General features: G+C 68.4%; 17 protein-coding genes. 11 read left to right on the top strand and 6 right to left on the bottom strand.

Features of this window, described 5'->3' with window-relative positions:
- Positions 1-97 precede the first annotated feature (97 nt).
- Positions 98-496: a heme-binding protein gene (locus tag MRAB57_RS01180; RefSeq protein WP_077085933.1), complete on the bottom strand. Its 399-nt coding sequence runs from the start codon at positions 494-496 to the stop codon at positions 98-100.
- A 369-nt stretch (positions 497-865) separates the two neighbouring features.
- On the opposite strand from MRAB57_RS01180, the gene MRAB57_RS01175 reads away from it, so the two are divergent.
- Complete coding sequence (locus tag MRAB57_RS01175) at positions 866-1,300, top strand: SRPBCC family protein (RefSeq protein ID WP_077085932.1); 435 nt, start codon at positions 866-868, stop codon at positions 1,298-1,300.
- 25 nt (positions 1,301-1,325) lie between these two features.
- On the opposite strand, the gene MRAB57_RS01170 is transcribed toward MRAB57_RS01175, so the two are convergent.
- Positions 1,326-1,694 (bottom strand): hypothetical protein, encoded by a 369-nt coding sequence (locus MRAB57_RS01170; RefSeq protein ID WP_077085931.1) that lies wholly within the window; start codon positions 1,692-1,694, stop codon positions 1,326-1,328.
- An 85-nt stretch (positions 1,695-1,779) separates the two neighbouring features.
- Here MRAB57_RS01170 and MRAB57_RS01165 point away from each other — a divergent pair, with 85 nt between their 5' ends.
- A complete protein-coding gene (locus tag MRAB57_RS01165; protein ID WP_077090309.1) occupies positions 1,780-2,664 on the top strand; it encodes a helix-turn-helix domain-containing protein in 885 nt (294 codons plus the stop codon).
- Between the two features lie 16 nt (positions 2,665-2,680).
- Here MRAB57_RS01165 and MRAB57_RS01160 read toward each other — a convergent pair whose 3' ends face one another.
- Positions 2,681-4,075: a flavin monoamine oxidase family protein gene (locus MRAB57_RS01160; RefSeq protein WP_077085930.1), complete on the bottom strand. Its 1,395-nt coding sequence runs from the start codon at positions 4,073-4,075 to the stop codon at positions 2,681-2,683.
- A gap of 171 nt (positions 4,076-4,246) precedes the next feature.
- On the opposite strand from MRAB57_RS01160, the gene MRAB57_RS01155 reads away from it, so the two are divergent.
- Complete coding sequence (locus MRAB57_RS01155; RefSeq protein ID WP_077085929.1) at positions 4,247-5,203, top strand: alpha/beta fold hydrolase; 957 nt, start codon at positions 4,247-4,249, stop codon at positions 5,201-5,203.
- On the opposite strand, the gene MRAB57_RS01150 is transcribed toward MRAB57_RS01155, so the two are convergent.
- The 3 genes from MRAB57_RS01150 to MRAB57_RS01140 form a co-directional block, all read right to left on the bottom strand.
- Positions 5,198-6,544, bottom strand: a complete 1,347-nt coding sequence (locus MRAB57_RS01150; RefSeq protein WP_108637856.1) for a flavin monoamine oxidase family protein — start codon at positions 6,542-6,544, stop codon at positions 5,198-5,200. The two genes, MRAB57_RS01155 and MRAB57_RS01150, sit on opposite strands and share 6 nt — an antisense overlap.
- 84 nt (positions 6,545-6,628) lie before the next feature.
- On the bottom strand, positions 6,629-7,744 hold the full coding sequence (locus MRAB57_RS01145) for an Rv3169 family protein (protein WP_077085927.1): 1,116 nt from the start codon (positions 7,742-7,744) through the stop codon (positions 6,629-6,631).
- Positions 7,744-8,880: a phosphotransferase family protein gene (locus MRAB57_RS01140; protein WP_077085926.1), complete on the bottom strand. Its 1,137-nt coding sequence runs from the start codon at positions 8,878-8,880 to the stop codon at positions 7,744-7,746. The genes MRAB57_RS01145 and MRAB57_RS01140 overlap by 1 nt, the downstream gene beginning before the upstream one ends.
- A 55-nt stretch (positions 8,881-8,935) precedes the next feature.
- Between MRAB57_RS01140 and MRAB57_RS01135 the strand changes: the two genes are divergently transcribed.
- The 8 genes from MRAB57_RS01135 (at position 8,936) to MRAB57_RS01100 (ending at position 15,860) form a co-directional block, all read left to right on the top strand.
- Entirely contained in the window at positions 8,936-9,538 is a 603-nt protein-coding gene (locus MRAB57_RS01135) for a TetR/AcrR family transcriptional regulator (protein WP_077085925.1), read from the top strand.
- Positions 9,535-10,410 carry an SDR family NAD(P)-dependent oxidoreductase gene (locus MRAB57_RS01130; RefSeq protein WP_077085924.1) on the top strand — a complete coding sequence of 292 codons (876 nt, stop codon included), beginning with the start codon at positions 9,535-9,537 and terminating at the stop codon, positions 10,408-10,410. Before MRAB57_RS01135 ends, MRAB57_RS01130 begins: the two co-directional genes overlap by 4 nt.
- 224 nt (positions 10,411-10,634) lie before the next feature.
- Positions 10,635-11,375, top strand: coding sequence for a chymotrypsin family serine protease (locus MRAB57_RS01125; RefSeq protein ID WP_245835780.1), 741 nt, complete (start codon positions 10,635-10,637; stop codon positions 11,373-11,375).
- 86 nt (positions 11,376-11,461) lie between these two features.
- Positions 11,462-12,079 carry a class I SAM-dependent methyltransferase gene (locus tag MRAB57_RS01120; RefSeq protein WP_077085922.1) on the top strand — a complete coding sequence of 206 codons (618 nt, stop codon included), beginning with the start codon at positions 11,462-11,464 and terminating at the stop codon, positions 12,077-12,079.
- 98 nt (positions 12,080-12,177) lie between these two features.
- Positions 12,178-13,119: a DUF4129 domain-containing protein gene (locus tag MRAB57_RS01115; RefSeq protein WP_077085921.1), complete on the top strand. Its 942-nt coding sequence runs from the start codon at positions 12,178-12,180 to the stop codon at positions 13,117-13,119.
- Positions 13,116-13,598, top strand: coding sequence for a hypothetical protein (locus MRAB57_RS01110; protein ID WP_077085920.1), 483 nt, complete (start codon positions 13,116-13,118; stop codon positions 13,596-13,598). Before MRAB57_RS01115 ends, MRAB57_RS01110 begins: the two co-directional genes overlap by 4 nt.
- Positions 13,599-13,612: 14 nt before the next feature.
- On the top strand, positions 13,613-14,584 hold the full coding sequence (locus MRAB57_RS01105) for an AAA family ATPase (RefSeq protein ID WP_108638034.1): 972 nt from the start codon (positions 13,613-13,615) through the stop codon (positions 14,582-14,584).
- Positions 14,585-14,591: 7 nt separating this feature from the next.
- A complete protein-coding gene (locus tag MRAB57_RS01100; RefSeq protein WP_077085918.1) occupies positions 14,592-15,860 on the top strand; it encodes a DUF58 domain-containing protein in 1,269 nt (422 codons plus the stop codon).
- The last annotated feature ends 2 nt before the right edge of the window (positions 15,861-15,862 follow it).

Below are 15,862 nucleotides of genomic sequence, written 5' to 3'. Positions count from 1 at the left end.
CAGTCCCGTTGCCTGACAGGAGATTTACCCGCTCGGCGACGTATTCACACGCAAAACGACCCGCCACAGCGCTGGGGCGGGTCGTTGCTGATCGGATTTAGCCGGCCATGAACTCGTGGTAGGCGGACTCCAGGTTGCCCGGCAGCGCCGACACGTTGCACTGACGCTCGGTGTCGCCGATGGGCGCCAGGATTCCGCGCAGGTCGTAGTACTCCTGCGGGTGTGCCGTGAAGTAGCCACGCAGGTTGGACGCGGCCTCCCCGCGGGGCTGCCCGTAGGCGGCCGTCACCACCTGGCTCGCGCCCGGGTGGCTGGCGAGGTACTGCTGCGCGGCGCCCTCGGCCGAGGACACCGTGGCGTTGACGCCTGCCGGGCTGCAGTCGGGTGCGGCGGCCGCCGACGGCGCGACGACGAGACCAATGGCCATGCCCCCGAGCACACAGCCCGCGCTGATGCCGGCCACGCGCCGGCGGGCGGCAATAGTGCTGTTTTTCATGATTCTTGTTGCCCTTCGAATGTCGAACTTGATTCGCCGGGGCGCCCGAACCCCACTGGGCCCAAGGTAGCTGAGCGCGATGCGCGGATGTCCGCTGAAGCTCTGTGCAGCTAATAATAGATTCGGAGCTAGTTCTTAGAGTACTGGCTCTTCTGGATGAATTTCCTGGTGTCTGAATGCTATTTGCCGCGTCCTCGATCTAAGAAGGACAGCTAATTAGTCCTAGCTGAGACGGGTACTAGCAAAGTCTGTTTCGGCGCTTCTTTGCGGTTAGCGGGGGCGCTGCGCCGCCGAGCAACGGCAGGCCTCGGGGCGGTCGGAGGCTAGCATGTCCTTGGGCACCGCCGTCACCGCCGAGCAGGAGTTCCGATGGTTGAGATTCACTTGGAAAAGACGATCGCAGCGCCCGTGGAGCGGGTCTTCGACTGGCTTGCCGATCCGGTCAACCTGGCAAAGGCCCCGCTGGCCCTCAAGGCCGGCTGGACCAAGGACACCCCCGGGCCGGCCGTGGGCGCGCTGCGCCAGGTGATCGGGGCCGGCACCTACTTCCTGGAAGAGATCACCGCCTACGATCGCCCGCACAGTCACTCGTACCTCATCATCCGATCGGTCCCGCCGTTCCGGCACGACGGCGGCACGCTCAACTTCACCGCCGCCGACGGCGGCACGCACGTCGACTGGCTGACCAATTACACCCATCCGGCGTGGGTGGGGGGCAAGCTGCTGGAGGCCGTGACCCGCCCGCTGCTTCGCTCGAGCTTCCTGGCGATCCTCGACGCGTGCGCACGAGAACTCGAATCGTAGCGACGAGCTGTGTTGCCGGCCAAGGCTAGTGGTTCGGCGTCACCGAACCGGCCAGCAGCGTTCCGATGATGAACGTGACGGCGATCAGCGCCAATCCCGCGGCCGGCCACACCCACATCACGCGCTGACGAATAGCAGCGAAGACCGTGCCCCCGATCGCGACGATCGCCGCCACTGCGAGGCCACCCCATGCCACCACGTAAGCCCAAGTGAGCGCCGTGGTGTCGCAATTGTTGTTGCTGCACGGGTCGGTGGCCATCACGAAAAGCGGTGAGAACGAGAGCGAAAGCACTCCCACGGCGACGGCGAGCACGAACGCGACGATCGTGGCGATGATGTCGGCAGTGGAGCGCTGCCGCGGTGTGGTTCCGGTCTGGGATCCAGATGCCGTCATGTCCCAGCTATTCCCAATTTGTGCGGGTCCTAACAGTGAGCGGGCGGTCCCGAATGGACGGCCGGTGTTCGGGTATCCGTTGCTGATGGATATCGCGAAGGACATCAGGGACTTCTTGATGACCCGCCGCGCGAGAATCACCCCCGAACAGGTGGGCTTGCCCCCGGGCGGGCGGCGCCGGGTGCCCGGGTTGCGGCGCGAAGAGGTCGCGAAGATGGCCGGCGTGAGCATCGATTACTACACGCAGATCGAGCGGGGCAACGTTGCCGGCGTCTCCGACGAGGTCTTGCACGCCGTCGCTCGCGCATTGCAGCTCGGCGAGGCCGAGGAAAAGCACCTGTTCGACCTCGTCCGCGCCACCACCAGGGCAGGTCGAACCAGGGCTCCCCGGCGCACGGCGCGGACGATCCCCGAGGGCGTGCAGGCATTGCTCGACAGCATGGTGACCGCACCGGCGATCGTGCTCACCGGTCCTTTCGACATCGTGGCGACCAACGCGCTCGGGCGCGCGCTGTACGCGCCCGTGTTCGCGCGCGCCAAGGGGATTCCGAACGTGGCCAGGTTCATGTTCTTCGACACCGCCGCCGACCAGTTCTTCCCGGACTGGGCCAAGGAAGCCGATGACGTCGTCTCCCTGCTGCACGCCGAGGCGGCGCGCGCTCCCGATTCCGCGGCCATCACGCGACTTGTCGGCGAATTGGAAAGGCGCAGCGAGCAATTCCGTGCCCGCTGGGCCGCCCACAACGTCAAGGCGCACCGCCACGGCATCAAGCGGTTCCGGCTCTCCGAAGTCGGGGAGCTGTCGCTGACCTACAACGTCCTCGACATCACGGGCGCGGGCGGGTTGTCGTTGATCGGCCATAGCGCGCAACCGGGTTCGCGCTCCGACGACGCGCTGCGGCTGCTGGCCAGCTGGACGGCGGCCGACCCCTACGTGCCCGACCCCCGCAGCGACAACGCGTCGACCTAGCGGGAGGCTCCGAAACCTATTGAGCGCGGGGCACTCTCTGCATCAACTGGTCGGCCGCGTGCCGCCCGCTGCGCAGCGCCCCGCTGACCGTGGACGGATTGCTGACCCCGACGGCCTCGCCGGCAAGGTAGAGCCGGTCGGTGATCGGCTCCTGAAGTTTCAGTCGATCGTCGAGCCCGGAACCGGGTGCGTGGAACGAGTAGCTGCCGCGCGCGTACGGGTCGGTGTTCCAGGTCGTGGTCCGCACCTCGACGGGCGCAACGTCATTGCCGAACAGCTGGCGCGCGGCGGGTAGCGCGCCGCTGATCACGTCGTTGGCCGACGACGACTCCACCGAGCGGCCGAAGCCGCCCGCGTTGAAGGCCACCGCGATGGGCCCGGCGGCGCTCGGCGCGGTGAACCACTGGGCCCACGGCCCGGGATTGACGCCGATGAATTGGTAGAAGGCGTTGGGCACCTTCCACGTTCGCCGGTCGAAGCGGAAAAAACTCTTGGACAGCACCCCGAACCCCAGCGCCCTGACCGCGTGGGCATGACCGTCGGGCAGGGGCGGGTCGAAGGCGATGGTGCCGGATTTCAGCACGCCGAGCGGAACGGTCACGATCGCGGCGGCCCCCTCGAACGACTGGCTGCCCGCTCGCACGACGACGGACGTGTCCTTGCGGACGATCGCGGTGACCGGCGTGTTGAGCACGATCTGCAGCCCCTTGGCTAGCTGGTTCGGTACCGCGTCGTAGCCGTTGGCGATGATGTCCTGGTCGCCGGTGGAGTACTCGCCCTTGTCGAATGTCTTGGCGGACAACTGATTCGCGTCGGCCGCGTATTCGTCCTCGATCTCGGTGGCGACGTAGAAGGCCAGCTGGACGCGGTCCGAACGGGACAGCCGTTCGAGGTTGGCCGCGGTGTCGAGCGCGGCGGCCAGGCTCCCGCCCTGGACCCTGCCGCACGCCCGCTCGACGAATTTCGGCCAGGTCTCTTTGTCGTAATTCAGCGGCTGCAGTGTGGGATCCACCGCGAGCTTGGCCCACCCGTCGTAATCGGAGGGCACGAGCTCGGCGCCGGCGCTGCGCGCCAATTCCATCAGCGGGTCGTTCGTCGTGCCGTGGATCCAGGACGCGCCCATCTCGATCGGGACGCCCCAGTCGCGGTTGGTGTACACGCGGCCGCCGATGCGATCGCGGGCCTCGATCACGCGCACCGGCCAGCCCGCGTCGGTCAGGCTGCGCGCGGCCGCCAGCCCCGCCACGCCGGCGCCGACGACAAGCACCGACTTGGCATCCGGCGCCGGTGCCGACGCCGACGCCGGCCGCGGGCTCGACGCCGGCTGACCGCGCGCGCAGGCAACTGCTATCCCGCCACCGACCAGGCCGGTCGTCGCGGCGAACAACTCGCGGCGGGACAACGGGGACATGGGTGTTAGCGTCTCACACCGGCTACGGCGGCGAGCGGGTTTGCGCTTCGCCAGCAAACGATTGCGGTGCGACGCGCGATTGGCCGAATTGCCGAGTTTGGTGTGGGCTTCGAGCTACCATCGTGGGATCCAGAGCCGGCAATGTGGCCGTGTTCGACGGGGGGAGCGGCGATGAGTGCTCGGCGATCGACACGCGTATCCGAAGGGCTGCCCCCACTACCGCCGGGTCGCGCGCAGGCGGTGCGCGCCATTGACGGCACCCCGTTGCACGCGGAGGTTTTCGGCCCGCCCGACGGCTATCCGATCGTGCTGACGCACGGCATCACCTGCGCGGTCCGCGCCTGGGCCTACCAGATCGCCGAGCTGTCCGCGGACTACCGCGTGATCGCCTTCGACCATCGCGGCCATGGCCAGAGCGGTGTCCCGCGGCGCGGCGGGTTCAGCCTCAAATTGCTTGCCGCCGACCTGAATTCGGTGCTCGAAGCGACGCTGGCACCGCACGAGCGCGCGGTGCTGGCCGGGCACTCGATGGGTGGCATCACCATCGCGGCGTGGTCGGCGCGCTATCGCCACAAGGTCACCCGGCGCGCCGACGCCGTCGCGCTGATCAACACCGCCACCGGCGACCTGGTGCGCGAGGTGAAACTGCTGTCGCTGCCCACGATCCTGGCGCCGGCCCGGACCGTGGCCGGGCGTCGGCTGATCGGCACCTTCGGCGGGCTACCGATTCCTGCCGCAGCCTTGCTCGCCAGCCGCTCCCTGGTCGCGATGCTGGCGGTCGGACGGGATGCCGACCCGAGCGCGGCGGCCCTGATCTACGAGCTGTTCGCCCAGACGCCCCCCGCGGGGCGCGGCGGCAGCGCGAAGATGCTCGTCGACGCGCTGGGCTCGCGCCATCTTGACCTGGCCGGCCTGACGGTGCCCACGCTGGTCATCGGCAGCGAGCACGACCGGCTGACGCCGATCAGCCAGTCGCGCCGGATCGCGCGCACCGCGCCGAACGTAGTCGGCCTGGTCGAGCTGCCCGGCGGCCACTGCTCGATGCTGGAACAACACCGCGCGGTGAACCGCGAGCTGCGGGCGCTCGCCGAATCCGTGAACCCGCGGATGGCGAAGATCAGCTCATAGCTTGGCGATGACGTCGGCGGCCGCCCGTTGGCCGGATCGGACCGCGCCGTCGAGGAATCCGGTCCATTCGTCCGCGGTCTCGGTGCCGGCCCAGTGAATCGGCCCGACCGGTTCGCGCAGCCACGGCCCGAAGCGTGTCCACGACCCCGGCGGCACCGCCGCCGTCGGGCCGCCCGGCGCGAAATCCTCTGCGCCCCAACGCTGATCGACGTAGTCCAGCGGATCGAGCGCCCGGTCGCCGAACAGGGAGGCGAAGCAGCGCAACGCGTCCCGGCGGCGCTGGTCGGTGGGCAGGGAATCGAATGCCCGCGCGTCCACGAACCCCATCAGGATGCCCGGCCCATCGTCGTGCGGGCTGACGTCGAACGTGATGAACACCGGTCCCTTGTCCGAAAGCGCCTGACCCGAGAAGCCGTTGGCCCGCCAGAACGGTGTCGAATACGCCGCGTAGGCCTTGCTGAGCCGGCCCTGCGGCCAATGCTGCGCGAGTTGTTGGTACCCCGCGGGCAGCGGGGGAGCGAACTCGATCGGCGCACGCTGGGCCGGCGGGACCGCGACGATGACGAACCCCGCCTCGGCTTGGCCGCGGTCGGAGGTGACCGTGACGCCCCTGTCGTGGCGGTCGATGCGCCGGACCGGGGCGTCCAACACGACCCGGTCGCCCAGCTCGGCCGCGGCCGCCTTCGCGATTTGCTGGGTGCCGCCGGGGAATCGGTCCTGTTGGGCGCCGTTCTCGACGTCGAGCAACCGGTCCAGCCCGCCCGCGGTGTGGATGTAGCGCGCCGCGTGCAGCATCGACACGTCGTCGGGTTCGCATCCCCAGGTGACCCGGGCCATGATCGCCATCAGGTCGCGGGACGAGGCGGTGGCGCGCGCCGCCCGCAGCCACGCACCCAGCGACAGGCCGTCCAGCTGGCGCGCATCGTGTGCGGCCCAGGGCGCCGAGACCGGGATTCGGCGCGCGATTCGCTCGAATTGCCAACGCAGCCGGCCGATGTCGATCAGCCCGGCCAGGGACAGCCTGGGGATGGTGCCGCGGTAGGACCGCGTCCGGCCGCGCCACTGGATCACGTTCTTGCCGTCGTGGTAGGTCGGCGTGCTCGCGACCCCCAGTTCGGCCGCCAGCGCGAGCACGGCGTCTTGCGTCGGGCCGACGAACGTGCCGCCCATATCCGCAGGCAGTCCCGCGACGCTGCCGGTGAACGAACGCCCGCCGACGCGGTCGCGGCCCTCGAAAACCAGCACGTCATAGCCCTGCTGGGTCAGCTCGCGCGCCGCCGCCAGACCTGCGAAGCCGGCGCCGACCACCACCACGTCGACATTCCACGGCGAGTTCGGCACGCCTCCCATACTTACGTTGACACCACGCCGATGGCAAACCTCTGGCCAGGCGGATGCGACGTTCGGCGCGGCAAATCGAAAAGGTTAGGGCGCCACCGTCAACCAATCGGCGAAACCGGACGGGTCGTGGCGGCCCAGCGCGCCGTGCTCGTAGAGGCCCCAGCCCTCGACCGGCTCGCCGTCGCCATCGCGGCACACCGCGCGCCCGACATGGTCGATGACGCCGAAGCCCGCCCGGCCGATGATGGCCGGGTCGGTCATGTCGTAAGTCAGTCGCTCGGCGAACTTTTCGCCCTTCCACATCCCGTGGATCCAGTCGGAGTCGCCGCCGTAGCCACCGCCGACGTGGATCGGGACGGGGAGCTTGGACTCGACGTCGAAGTGGACCGGGGTGCCGTCGGGCGTGGTGGCGTCGATCGTCGCGCCGGTCGGGATCCGGGTGCCAGACCGGTAGTGGATCTTGACCCGCGGCCAGCCCAGCTGCTCGACGCGGCCGTCTCGCCAGATCCGGGTGCAGTCGTTGAGTGAGCGGAACCCGTTGGGCTCCTCCTGGATGATCAGCACGATCGCGAAGTCGTCGAACGCCATGGGCACGTAGAGCCACCACATGCCCTCGAAGGGCGGGTCGGCCGGCCGGCCGGCGGGCTCGGCCTCGCCGATCGGGCGGATGCCCCAGGACCGGTCGCGGCTGCCCAGCCAGGTGTTGGGGTCGACGACGATTTCCTCGCCGTCGATCACGATGTGACCGCTCCAGCTGCCCAGCTGCGCGAAGCGCTGCGCGTCCAGCGTGATCCGGTTGCCGGAGCGCAGGATGTGCCGCTGCTCCTGGACGACGTCGAACAGACCATTCCAGGTGAGATCGGCTGCCATGCCTTCGGTTTCATCGAGGATCAGCCGCAGCTTGTGCAGCGGCTCGACGACCTCGATCCGGTAGCCGTTGACGTGCTGGTTGAGCCGATCTTGGTCAATGGCGTCCGAAACGTGCACGGCGGTCTGGGTATCCCCGCGCCTGACGAGCAGGAACGCGTCCTTCACCCCGAGGTTGGGGTAGTAGCCGATGCCGCTGATCACGAAGATGTCCCCGGTGCGGTCGTGGGCGTTGTAATAGGAGCGGTCGTAGAAGTTGCGGTCCGAGGAGCCCGGCCAGGCGATCGGCTGGGGAATCTGGTGTACCGGGAATTCGTCGAGCGGTCCGAGCATTACTGATCCTCTCCGATAAGACGCTTCATCAATCCGGCGTGGTAGAACAGCGATTCGACGTCGTCGGGCTTCTCGGTTTCGCCGAAGTGCACGCGCCGGGCGCCGGTGCGCATGAAGACGCACGCCCACATCACCCCGGAGTAAACGTAGAACCAGTTGAGGTCGCCGATCTGGACGCCCGAGAGCTTTTGGTAGGTGGCGCGCACGTCGTCCTCGCGCATCACGTCGGGCAGGCCGGGCAGGCCGGCGAGGCTGGTGAGTTCTTGAAACACCAAGTGCGCGTAGATCATCCACGCGACATCGAGCTCGCGCGGGCCCAGCGTGACCATCTCCCAGTCCAGCACCGCGACCGGCTTGAAGTCCTGGTACAACACGTTGCCGATGCGGGCGTCACCCCACAGCAGCACCGGCTCCCGCGCGTCGACCTCGGTCGGCCAGTTGTCTTCCAGCCAGGCGAAAGTCCGGTCCAGCAGCGGCGATCGGCCGATGTCGGGCACCGCGAAGTCGTACCAGCCGCGCACCCAGTTGAAGTGCTTGCGCAGGGCGGTGTCCCCGTCCTGTCCCTCAGTCAGGAACCCAAAGGTGTTCTCCGCGTGGGGAATCGAGTGCAGGGTGGCAAGCACGCCCACGGTGGTGTCCTGCAGCTCGCGTTGCCGTTCGACCGGCGCGTCGGCAAACCAGTTGTTGCCGAAGGTGTACGGCATGACGTCCGGGGGTACCACGCCGTCGACGTAGTCCATCACGAAAAACGGTGTGCCCAGGACGTCGCCGGTCGGCTCGAGCCAGCGCACCGGCGGCACCGGGACGTCGGTGAGTTCGCCGACCTTGCGGATCACGTCGAACTGGTGGTCAAGTCGATAGGTGGGGAAGACCTGGACGTCTTCGGGGGCCGGCGCCACCCGCGTCACGAGCTTCTGCTCGACGGGCCGCCCGTCCTGCTGCCAGCGAGCGGTCAAGATGATGGTTTCCGACGACATGCCCGTCGAGTCGATGCCGCTTTCGACCGTGACCTCGGGATTCGCCCCTTCCGGAAGGACGGTCGACAGCCATTTCGACATCACCGAAGGCAGGGTGGTGACGTCGCGGCTGGACCGCTGCAGTTTGTCGACGTTGTCAAGCACAGGCTCGTTTGCCACAGTGCCTCCTTCTTTGAGACTTCTTCGCGGCAATTACGATACGGTAGGTAGCGTTATGAAAGCAGACCCGTCCGACCTTGACAAGGGCCCAGGTGCCGGCCGCCCCCGGGACCCGCGGATCGACTCGGCCATCCTATCGGCGACCGCCGAACTGCTTGTCCAGATCGGCTACTCCAACCTGAGCCTCGCCGCGGTCGCGGAGCGTGCGGGCACCACCAAGTCGGCGCTGTACCGCCGCTGGTCGAGCAAGGCGGAGTTGGTGCACGAGGCGGTGTTTCCGACGGCGCCGAGCGCCCTGGAGGCGCCCGCCGGCGACTTCGCGGCCGACCTGCGGATGATGATCGAGGCCACCCGGCAGGTGTTCACCGCGCCGGTGGTGCGCGCGGCGCTGCCCGGCCTGGTCGCCGACATGACCGCCGACCCCGACCTCAACGCCCGGGTGATGTCGCGCTTCACCGACCTGTTCATCGCGGTCCGGGTGCGGCTGCGCGAGGCGGTCGACCGCGGCCAGGCGCATCCCGACGTGGACCCGGACCGGCTCATCGAAATGATCGGGGGAGCGACGATGCTGCGAATGCTGCTGCGCCCCGAGGAAGAGCTCGACGACGCGTGGGTGGCCCAGACCACCGCCATCGTGGTGCACGGGGTGACGCGATGACGCCTCGCCTCGACGGCCGGACCGCGATCGTCACCGGCGCAAGTCGCGGGCTGGGCCGGGCGATCGCGCTGCAGCTTGCCGCCGAGGGTGCGGCCGTGGCCGTCGTCGGGCGCACCGAGCAGGTGTGGGACGACCGGCTGCCGGGAACCATCGGGGAGACGGTCGCGGCCATCGAGGCCGCGGGCGGCCGCGCGGTCGCCGTGCGCGCCGACCTGACCGACCGCGACGACATCGCCCGGCTGGTCGGCGAGGCGCGAGAAGCGCTGGGCCCCATCACAATCCTGATCAACAACGCCGCCTTCACCGCGCCCGGGCGCCCGCCGGTGCCCGGCGCCGAGGCACGCCCCAAGGCGCCCAAGCCCGCGGGAGCCGGTGGCGCCAAGCCCGGCTGGCCCGGGTTTGTCAGCACCCCCCTGCACGCCTTCCGGCGCCACTTCGAGGTCGCCGTCTTCGCGGCCTATGAGTTGATGCAGCTGGTGTCTCCGGACATGATCACCGCCGGCGGCGGCTCGATCGTCAACATCACCTCGGTCGCGTCTCGGCTGCCCGGCGACGGCCCGTATCCGGACCGCAGCGGCGGCGTCCTGCCCGGTTACGGCGGCTCCAAGGCGGCCCTCGAGCATCTCACGCAGTGCGCGGCATTCGACCTGGCCGGCCATCACGTCGCGGTGAACGCGCTGGCGCCGTCGAAACCGATCATGACGCCCGGCCTGTCCTACTATGCGACCGCGTTCGACGACACCTCTTCCGAAGACGAATTCGCCAGGGCCGCAGTGCAGTTGGTGCTGGTGGACCCGGCGGCGGTGACGGGACGCACGATCGGCCACCTCGAAGTCCTCGACGGCAGCTTCCGGCCGTTCACGCCTGACTAATTATGCCCACGGCGATCCGCGCGAGCATTCTGGCGATGCAATCGCCGGTCCGCACCGTCGAATTACTGGCCGCCGCGTTGGCATGCTTGGCAGTGGCGTTGGGGCCCGTCGTCATCAGGCGCGTCCAACGCAAGGCTGCACCCGCACCGACAACGTTCCGTGGGACGGCGCTGGCCTACACGCCCCCGCGGCGCGAGCGACCTGGAATGTCGAAGGTGACGGTGTTGGGGCTGGCGACCGCGGCCCTGTTCGTCGCCGCCATCTGGCTGCCTTTGCGCCGGCCATTACCCACCCACCTCGCGTTACCCACCGCGAGCGCCATCGGACCGGGCGTCGGCGTCGAGGTCGACGCTTCGGACGGTTCGGTCGTAACCGGTTGTACTGCCGGGTTTTTGGTCACTACGCGCACTCGCCAGCCCGCCTTTCTCACCGCAGGTCACTGCAATAAGTCCGGCGGTGCCAGCCCGGTCGTCATCAATTCGGCAAGCTCGCACGGCTACGTGACAGTCGGTCACTTCAGCCGAACGGTCAACGAGGGCACAGTTGGCGAACAACACGACATCGGCCTCGTCGTGCTCGACGGTGATGCGGTTCCCCAGGCGCCGGCCGTCACCGGGGCGTGGCCCGTTTCCGGTGTCTCCGCAACGGTGACGTCGGGCCAACTGCTCTGCAAATTCGGCATGACAACCAATGCGCCGGCCTGCGGTCCCGTCATTTATCTCACCGAGAGCAAGGTGGGGTTCAGGGCCGACGCCCAGTGTGGGGATTCCGGCGGACCCGTGTACCTCGTCCAAACCGACGGGACCGTAACCGCGGTCGGCATCCTGATCCGCGGCGGCGACCCCAACGATCCCGCCACCGGCTGCGCAAAGCCGGGAAAAATTTCCGCCGCCGAACTCATCAAGCCCTGGTTGGACAAGTGGGAACTGACACCCGTCGTGGCGCCGATCGGCTCCGCCCACTGATGGGGTGCGGGGCGCCCCGAGTTTCCCACGCGCCGAAGGCGGGAAGTTACTCTGCCATGGGTGCACCACCTGCAGCGATAAAACACATGAAACGGGTTGAGCGACGGCTGTACTGGCGGCTGCTGCTGAGACGGATGGGCGCCGGCGAGGGATCGAGCTCGGCCGAGGAACTGATGTATCTAGTCCAGGTCGCCAGGCGTACCCGGGCCCGCCGGATCGCCGAAATTGGTTTCAACGCTGGATGTTCCAGCTATGCGTTGCTCAAATACGTACCCGACGCCACGGTCGTCTCCTTCGACCTCGGCGAGCACGCCTCGGTCGCGGTCAACAAGAAGCTCATCGACAAGACATTCCCCGGCCGTCACACGCTCATTTCCGGCGACTCGCGAGAGACGGTGCCTGCCTTCGCAGACGGCAATCCCGACCTGCGCTTCGATCTGGTGTTCATCGACGGCGGCCACGATTACGGCGTAGCCCACGCCGACATCTGCAACATGCGTGCCCTCTCTTCCGATCGCACCGCGCTCGTCATGGATGACCTGGTGCCGTGGCGGCATTACGGTGTGGGTCCGGCAAAGGCGTGGGAGGAAGCGATCGACGCCAAGTTGGTGCAACAGGACGAGTTGTTTCAGGACGGCAAGCGCGTTGAGGAGGCGCGGCCACCCGGGGATCGGGTGTGGGCGCTGGGGCGATACGTCGGCTGAAGCATCCGCTGTTCCTGGCCACATGACCACCTGACATGCAAGTATGAAACAAGCCTGTGCCGCAACGGCGGCGGGTAAACCGGTCGAGTGGTGTGCCAATGCCCGGTGTTGACAAGCCGACGAGGCGTGTTGTTGCGCTGATCGTGCTGTTGATCGTTGTCGCGGCCGCCCTGCGCGGGTATCTGCCGGCACGCGACCGGATGACGCATGCCGAGCCGGGCGGTGGTCGCGCGGCCACGATGTTCGTCATCGTCTTGTTGAGCGCGACGTTGACACTGCTCGGGGTGGCGGTCATCGCTCGGCTGCGGGATCCGCGCGTGGCAGCGCCCACCACGAGGGATCTCTCCGACATGCTGGGCACCGGCCGGGGCAGGCCGAGCTGGCGGGTGTTGTTTATCGGCCTGGGCGTGATCGTCGCGTGGTTGATCATCGCGATGCTGCTGTCCCGGTTATGGCTGCCGCACGACGCCCCGCCGCCGGGGGCGCCACCTGACGTGGGCGCACAGGCCCCACCGCACGGCGGCCAGCCGCCGCAACCCCGGCGCCCGCGCAACGAGAACGGCGATATGTTCGGAGTTCTTCTGGCCGCCGTGATCCCGATGATGCTGCTGCTCGTCGTGGGAACGATCCTCAGTAAGCGGCGGTCGCGAGGCCCGGCGCCGGCCAGCCTTGCCGAGGGTGACACCGAATCCGATGTTCCGCCAAGACGTTCCGAGTCGCTGGCGCGGGCGGCCGAGCTCGGATTGGCCGAGATGGTCGACCTCAGCCGCGAGCCGCGGGAGGCGATCATCGCGTGCTACGCCACGATGGAGCGCGAGCTCGCGAATGTTCCCGGTGCCGTTCCCCAGGAGTTCGACACCCCGACCGAGGTTCTGGCCCGCGCCGTCGAACACCGTGCGCTGCAAGCCGATAACGCCGTCGAGCTGGTGAACCTGTTTGAAGAGGCCCGGTTTTCGCCGCACGTGATGAGCGAGGGGCATCGCGAGACGGCGGTGAACGTGCTGGAGCTGGTCTTGAACGAACTCCGGAGCCCCGTATGAGAAGGCTTATCGCCCTTGGTGTTTGCCTCATCGTCGTGGTGGAGCTGCTGGCATTGACCGTGCAGGATCGCCGGTTCGTCGTGGCGGCGGCCGGCGTCGCGCTGGCTTTGGTATTGCTCAGCATCCGCCGCATCCTGGGCAGCGACCAGCAGCCCGAGGGGGAGCTGGACGCCGACGAGCCGGGGGAGTCGCTGCGCCGCTGGCTTGCCACCACCGAGACGACGGTGCGGTGGTCGGAGTCCACCCGCGGCGACTGGGACCGGCACCTGCGGCCCATGCTCGCGCGGCGCTACGAAATTGCCACCGGCCAACGACTGGCCAAGGACCCGGCGGCATTTCACGCCTCCGGCCGCATGCTGTTCGGCCCCGAACTCTGGGATTGGATCAACCCCAACAACATCACTCGTTCCGGTGACCACCAGCCGGGCCCGGGCCGCGAGGCGTTCGAAGAGATCCTGCGAAAGTTGGAACAGGTATGACCGAGGGTGCCACGATGCCAGCCGCGACCACCACCGCGCACTGTGAGGCCGTGCTCGACGAGATCGAACGCGTGGTGGTGGGAAAGCGCGCCGCTCTGACGCTGATTCTCACCGCCGTCCTCGCGCGCGGACACGTGCTCATCGAAGACCTGCCCGGCCTGGGCAAGACGCTGATCGCACGATCGTTCGCCGCAGCGCTGGGGCTGCGCTTCACCCGGGTCCAGTTCACCCCTGACCTGCTGCCGGCCGACCTGCTTGGCTCGACGATCTACGACATGCAGTCGGGACGTTTCGCTTTCCGCTCCGGACCCATCTTCACCAACCTGCTGCTCGCCGACGAGATCAACCGAACACCGCCGAAGACGCAGGCCGCGTTGCTCGAGGCGATGGCCGAGCGCCAGGTCAGTATCGACGGCGAAACCCACAAGCTGCCCGCGCCGTTCGTCGTGCTGGCGACCGACAATCCGATCGAGTACGAGGGCACCTACCCGCTACCGGAGGCGCAACTGGATCGGTTCGCGATGCGGCTGGAACTGCGCTATCTGTCCGAGCGCGACGAGGCGTCGATGCTGCGCCGCAGGCTGGACCGGGGTTCGGCCGAGCCGACGGTCAACCAGGTGGTGGACGCCCACGATCTGCTGGCGATGCGCGAATCCGTCGAGCAGGTCACCGTGCACGAGGACGTCCTGCATTACGTGGTCTCGCTGGCCACCGCGACCCGGCGCCATCCGCAGGTCGCGGTGGGCGCCAGCCCGCGCGCCGAACTCGACCTGGTTCAGCTGGCCCGTGCCCGCGCGTTGCTGCTTGGGCGCGACTACGTGATCCCCGAGGACGTCAAAGAGCTTGCCACGGCGGCGATCGCGCACCGGATCACATTGCGACCCGAGATGTGGGTGCGCAAGATCCAGGGCGCCGACGTCGTCGGGGAACTGTTGCGGCGCCTACCGGTGCCCAGAACGGCCTCCGGGCACGGCGACGCTCAATGAGCCCGCCGTGACCGACCGCAGCGACCCCGAATTCCACTGGCGCGCCTCGCAACTCACGCGGGCCATTGCGACCTGTGCGGGTGTGGCGCTGGCCGTCGCGGTGATCAGCGGCCGCTGGGAACTCATCGCCTTCGCGGCGCCCCTGCTCGGGGTGCTCTGCTCGATCAGCTGGCAGCGCCCCGTGCCGTCGATCCGGGTGCACGCCGACCCCGACTCGCAGCGTTGCTTCGAAGACGAGCAGGCGCGGCTGGCCGTGTGGGTGACCGAGGAGGCCGGACCCGGCCAGGCCTCGTCGGTCGAACTGACGGTTCCCGGCATCGAGGGCATGCAGCTCGAAGTGCTCGATTCGCAAGGGCGCCAGGGCAAGACGGTTGCCGCGTCCGCGCAGCGCTGGGGCCGGTATTTCATCCGGGCCCGAATCGATGTGGTCGCCCGCGGCGGGCTGGTCGCGGGGACGGCGATCGTCGACGCCGCCGAGGTCATCGTCTTCCCGCTGACGCCGCCGCAGTCCACACCCATCCCGCCGACCGAGCTGCTCGATCGCCTAGGCGCCCACCTGACCCGCCACCTCGGCCCCGGCGTCGAGTACGCCGACATCCGCCCCTTCGTGCCGGGCGACCAACTGCGGTCCGTCAATTGGCCGGTGAGCGCTCGCCGCGGTCAGCTGCACGTGACCGAGCGGCTGACCGACCGCGCGGCCGACGTGGTGGTGCTCATCGACACCTACCGGCAGCCGGCGGGCCCGGCGACCGAATCCACCGAGCGCATCGTGCGCGGGGCGGCTCAGGTGGTGCAGACCGCATTACGTCACAGTGACCGTGCCGGGATCGTCGCGCTGGGGGACAATCGCCCGCGCTGGCTGGGCGCGGACATCGGCCAGCGTCAGTTCTATCGCGTCCTCGACACGGTGCTCGGTGCCGGCGACCGCTTCGAAAACACCACCGGCACACTGGCACCGCGCGCGGCGATTCCGGCCGGCGCGATCGTCATCGCGTTCTCCACACTGCTGGATACCGAGTTCGCGCTGGCGCTGATCGACCTGCGCAGGCGCGGGCACGTCGTGGTCGCTGTCGACATCCTCGACCGCCTCCCGTTCGACGGCGAACAGGACTCTCTCGTCGAACGGCTATGGGCGCTGCAGCGCGCCTCGATGTACCGCGACATGGCCACCATCGGTGTCGACATCGTGTCGTGGCAGACCGGCCGCAGCCTGGAGCAGTCGATGAACCTGCTGCCGGATCGCCGGCATCGGGCGCGGGTGCGGGTGCGGGGGTAGCG

It is taken from the genome of Mycobacterium rhizamassiliense, assembly GCF_900157375.1.
Taxonomy (GTDB): Bacteria; Actinomycetota; Actinomycetes; order Mycobacteriales; family Mycobacteriaceae; genus Mycobacterium; species Mycobacterium rhizamassiliense.
This window is presented reverse-complemented; position numbering and strand designations above follow the sequence as displayed.

What these genes read in the sequence shown, in the direction of transcription:
- MRAB57_RS01145 (WP_077085927.1), bottom strand. Translation starts at nt 7,744, where the DNA reads ATGCTCGGACCGCTCGACGAATTCCCGGTACACCAGATTCCCCAGCCG.
- MRAB57_RS01135 (WP_077085925.1), top strand. Translation starts at nt 8,936, where the DNA reads ATGAAAGCAGACCCGTCCGACCTTGACAAGGGCCCAGGTGCCGGCCGC.
- MRAB57_RS01120 (WP_077085922.1), top strand. Translation starts at nt 11,462, where the DNA reads ATGAAACGGGTTGAGCGACGGCTGTACTGGCGGCTGCTGCTGAGACGG.
- MRAB57_RS01180 (WP_077085933.1), bottom strand. Translation starts at nt 496, where the DNA reads ATGAAAAACAGCACTATTGCCGCCCGCCGGCGCGTGGCCGGCATCAGC.
- MRAB57_RS01105 (WP_108638034.1), top strand. Translation starts at nt 13,613, where the DNA reads ATGCCAGCCGCGACCACCACCGCGCACTGTGAGGCCGTGCTCGACGAG.
- MRAB57_RS01170 (WP_077085931.1), bottom strand. Translation starts at nt 1,694, where the DNA reads ATGACGGCATCTGGATCCCAGACCGGAACCACACCGCGGCAGCGCTCC.
- MRAB57_RS01175 (WP_077085932.1), top strand. Translation starts at nt 866, where the DNA reads ATGGTTGAGATTCACTTGGAAAAGACGATCGCAGCGCCCGTGGAGCGG.
- MRAB57_RS01110 (WP_077085920.1), top strand. Translation starts at nt 13,116, where the DNA reads ATGAGAAGGCTTATCGCCCTTGGTGTTTGCCTCATCGTCGTGGTGGAG.
- MRAB57_RS01115 (WP_077085921.1), top strand. Translation starts at nt 12,178, where the DNA reads ATGCCCGGTGTTGACAAGCCGACGAGGCGTGTTGTTGCGCTGATCGTG.
- MRAB57_RS01160 (WP_077085930.1), bottom strand. Translation starts at nt 4,075, where the DNA reads ATGTCCCCGTTGTCCCGCCGCGAGTTGTTCGCCGCGACGACCGGCCTG.
- MRAB57_RS01165 (WP_077090309.1), top strand. Translation starts at nt 1,780, where the DNA reads ATGGATATCGCGAAGGACATCAGGGACTTCTTGATGACCCGCCGCGCG.
- MRAB57_RS01155 (WP_077085929.1), top strand. Translation starts at nt 4,247, where the DNA reads ATGAGTGCTCGGCGATCGACACGCGTATCCGAAGGGCTGCCCCCACTA.
- MRAB57_RS01130 (WP_077085924.1), top strand. Translation starts at nt 9,535, where the DNA reads ATGACGCCTCGCCTCGACGGCCGGACCGCGATCGTCACCGGCGCAAGT.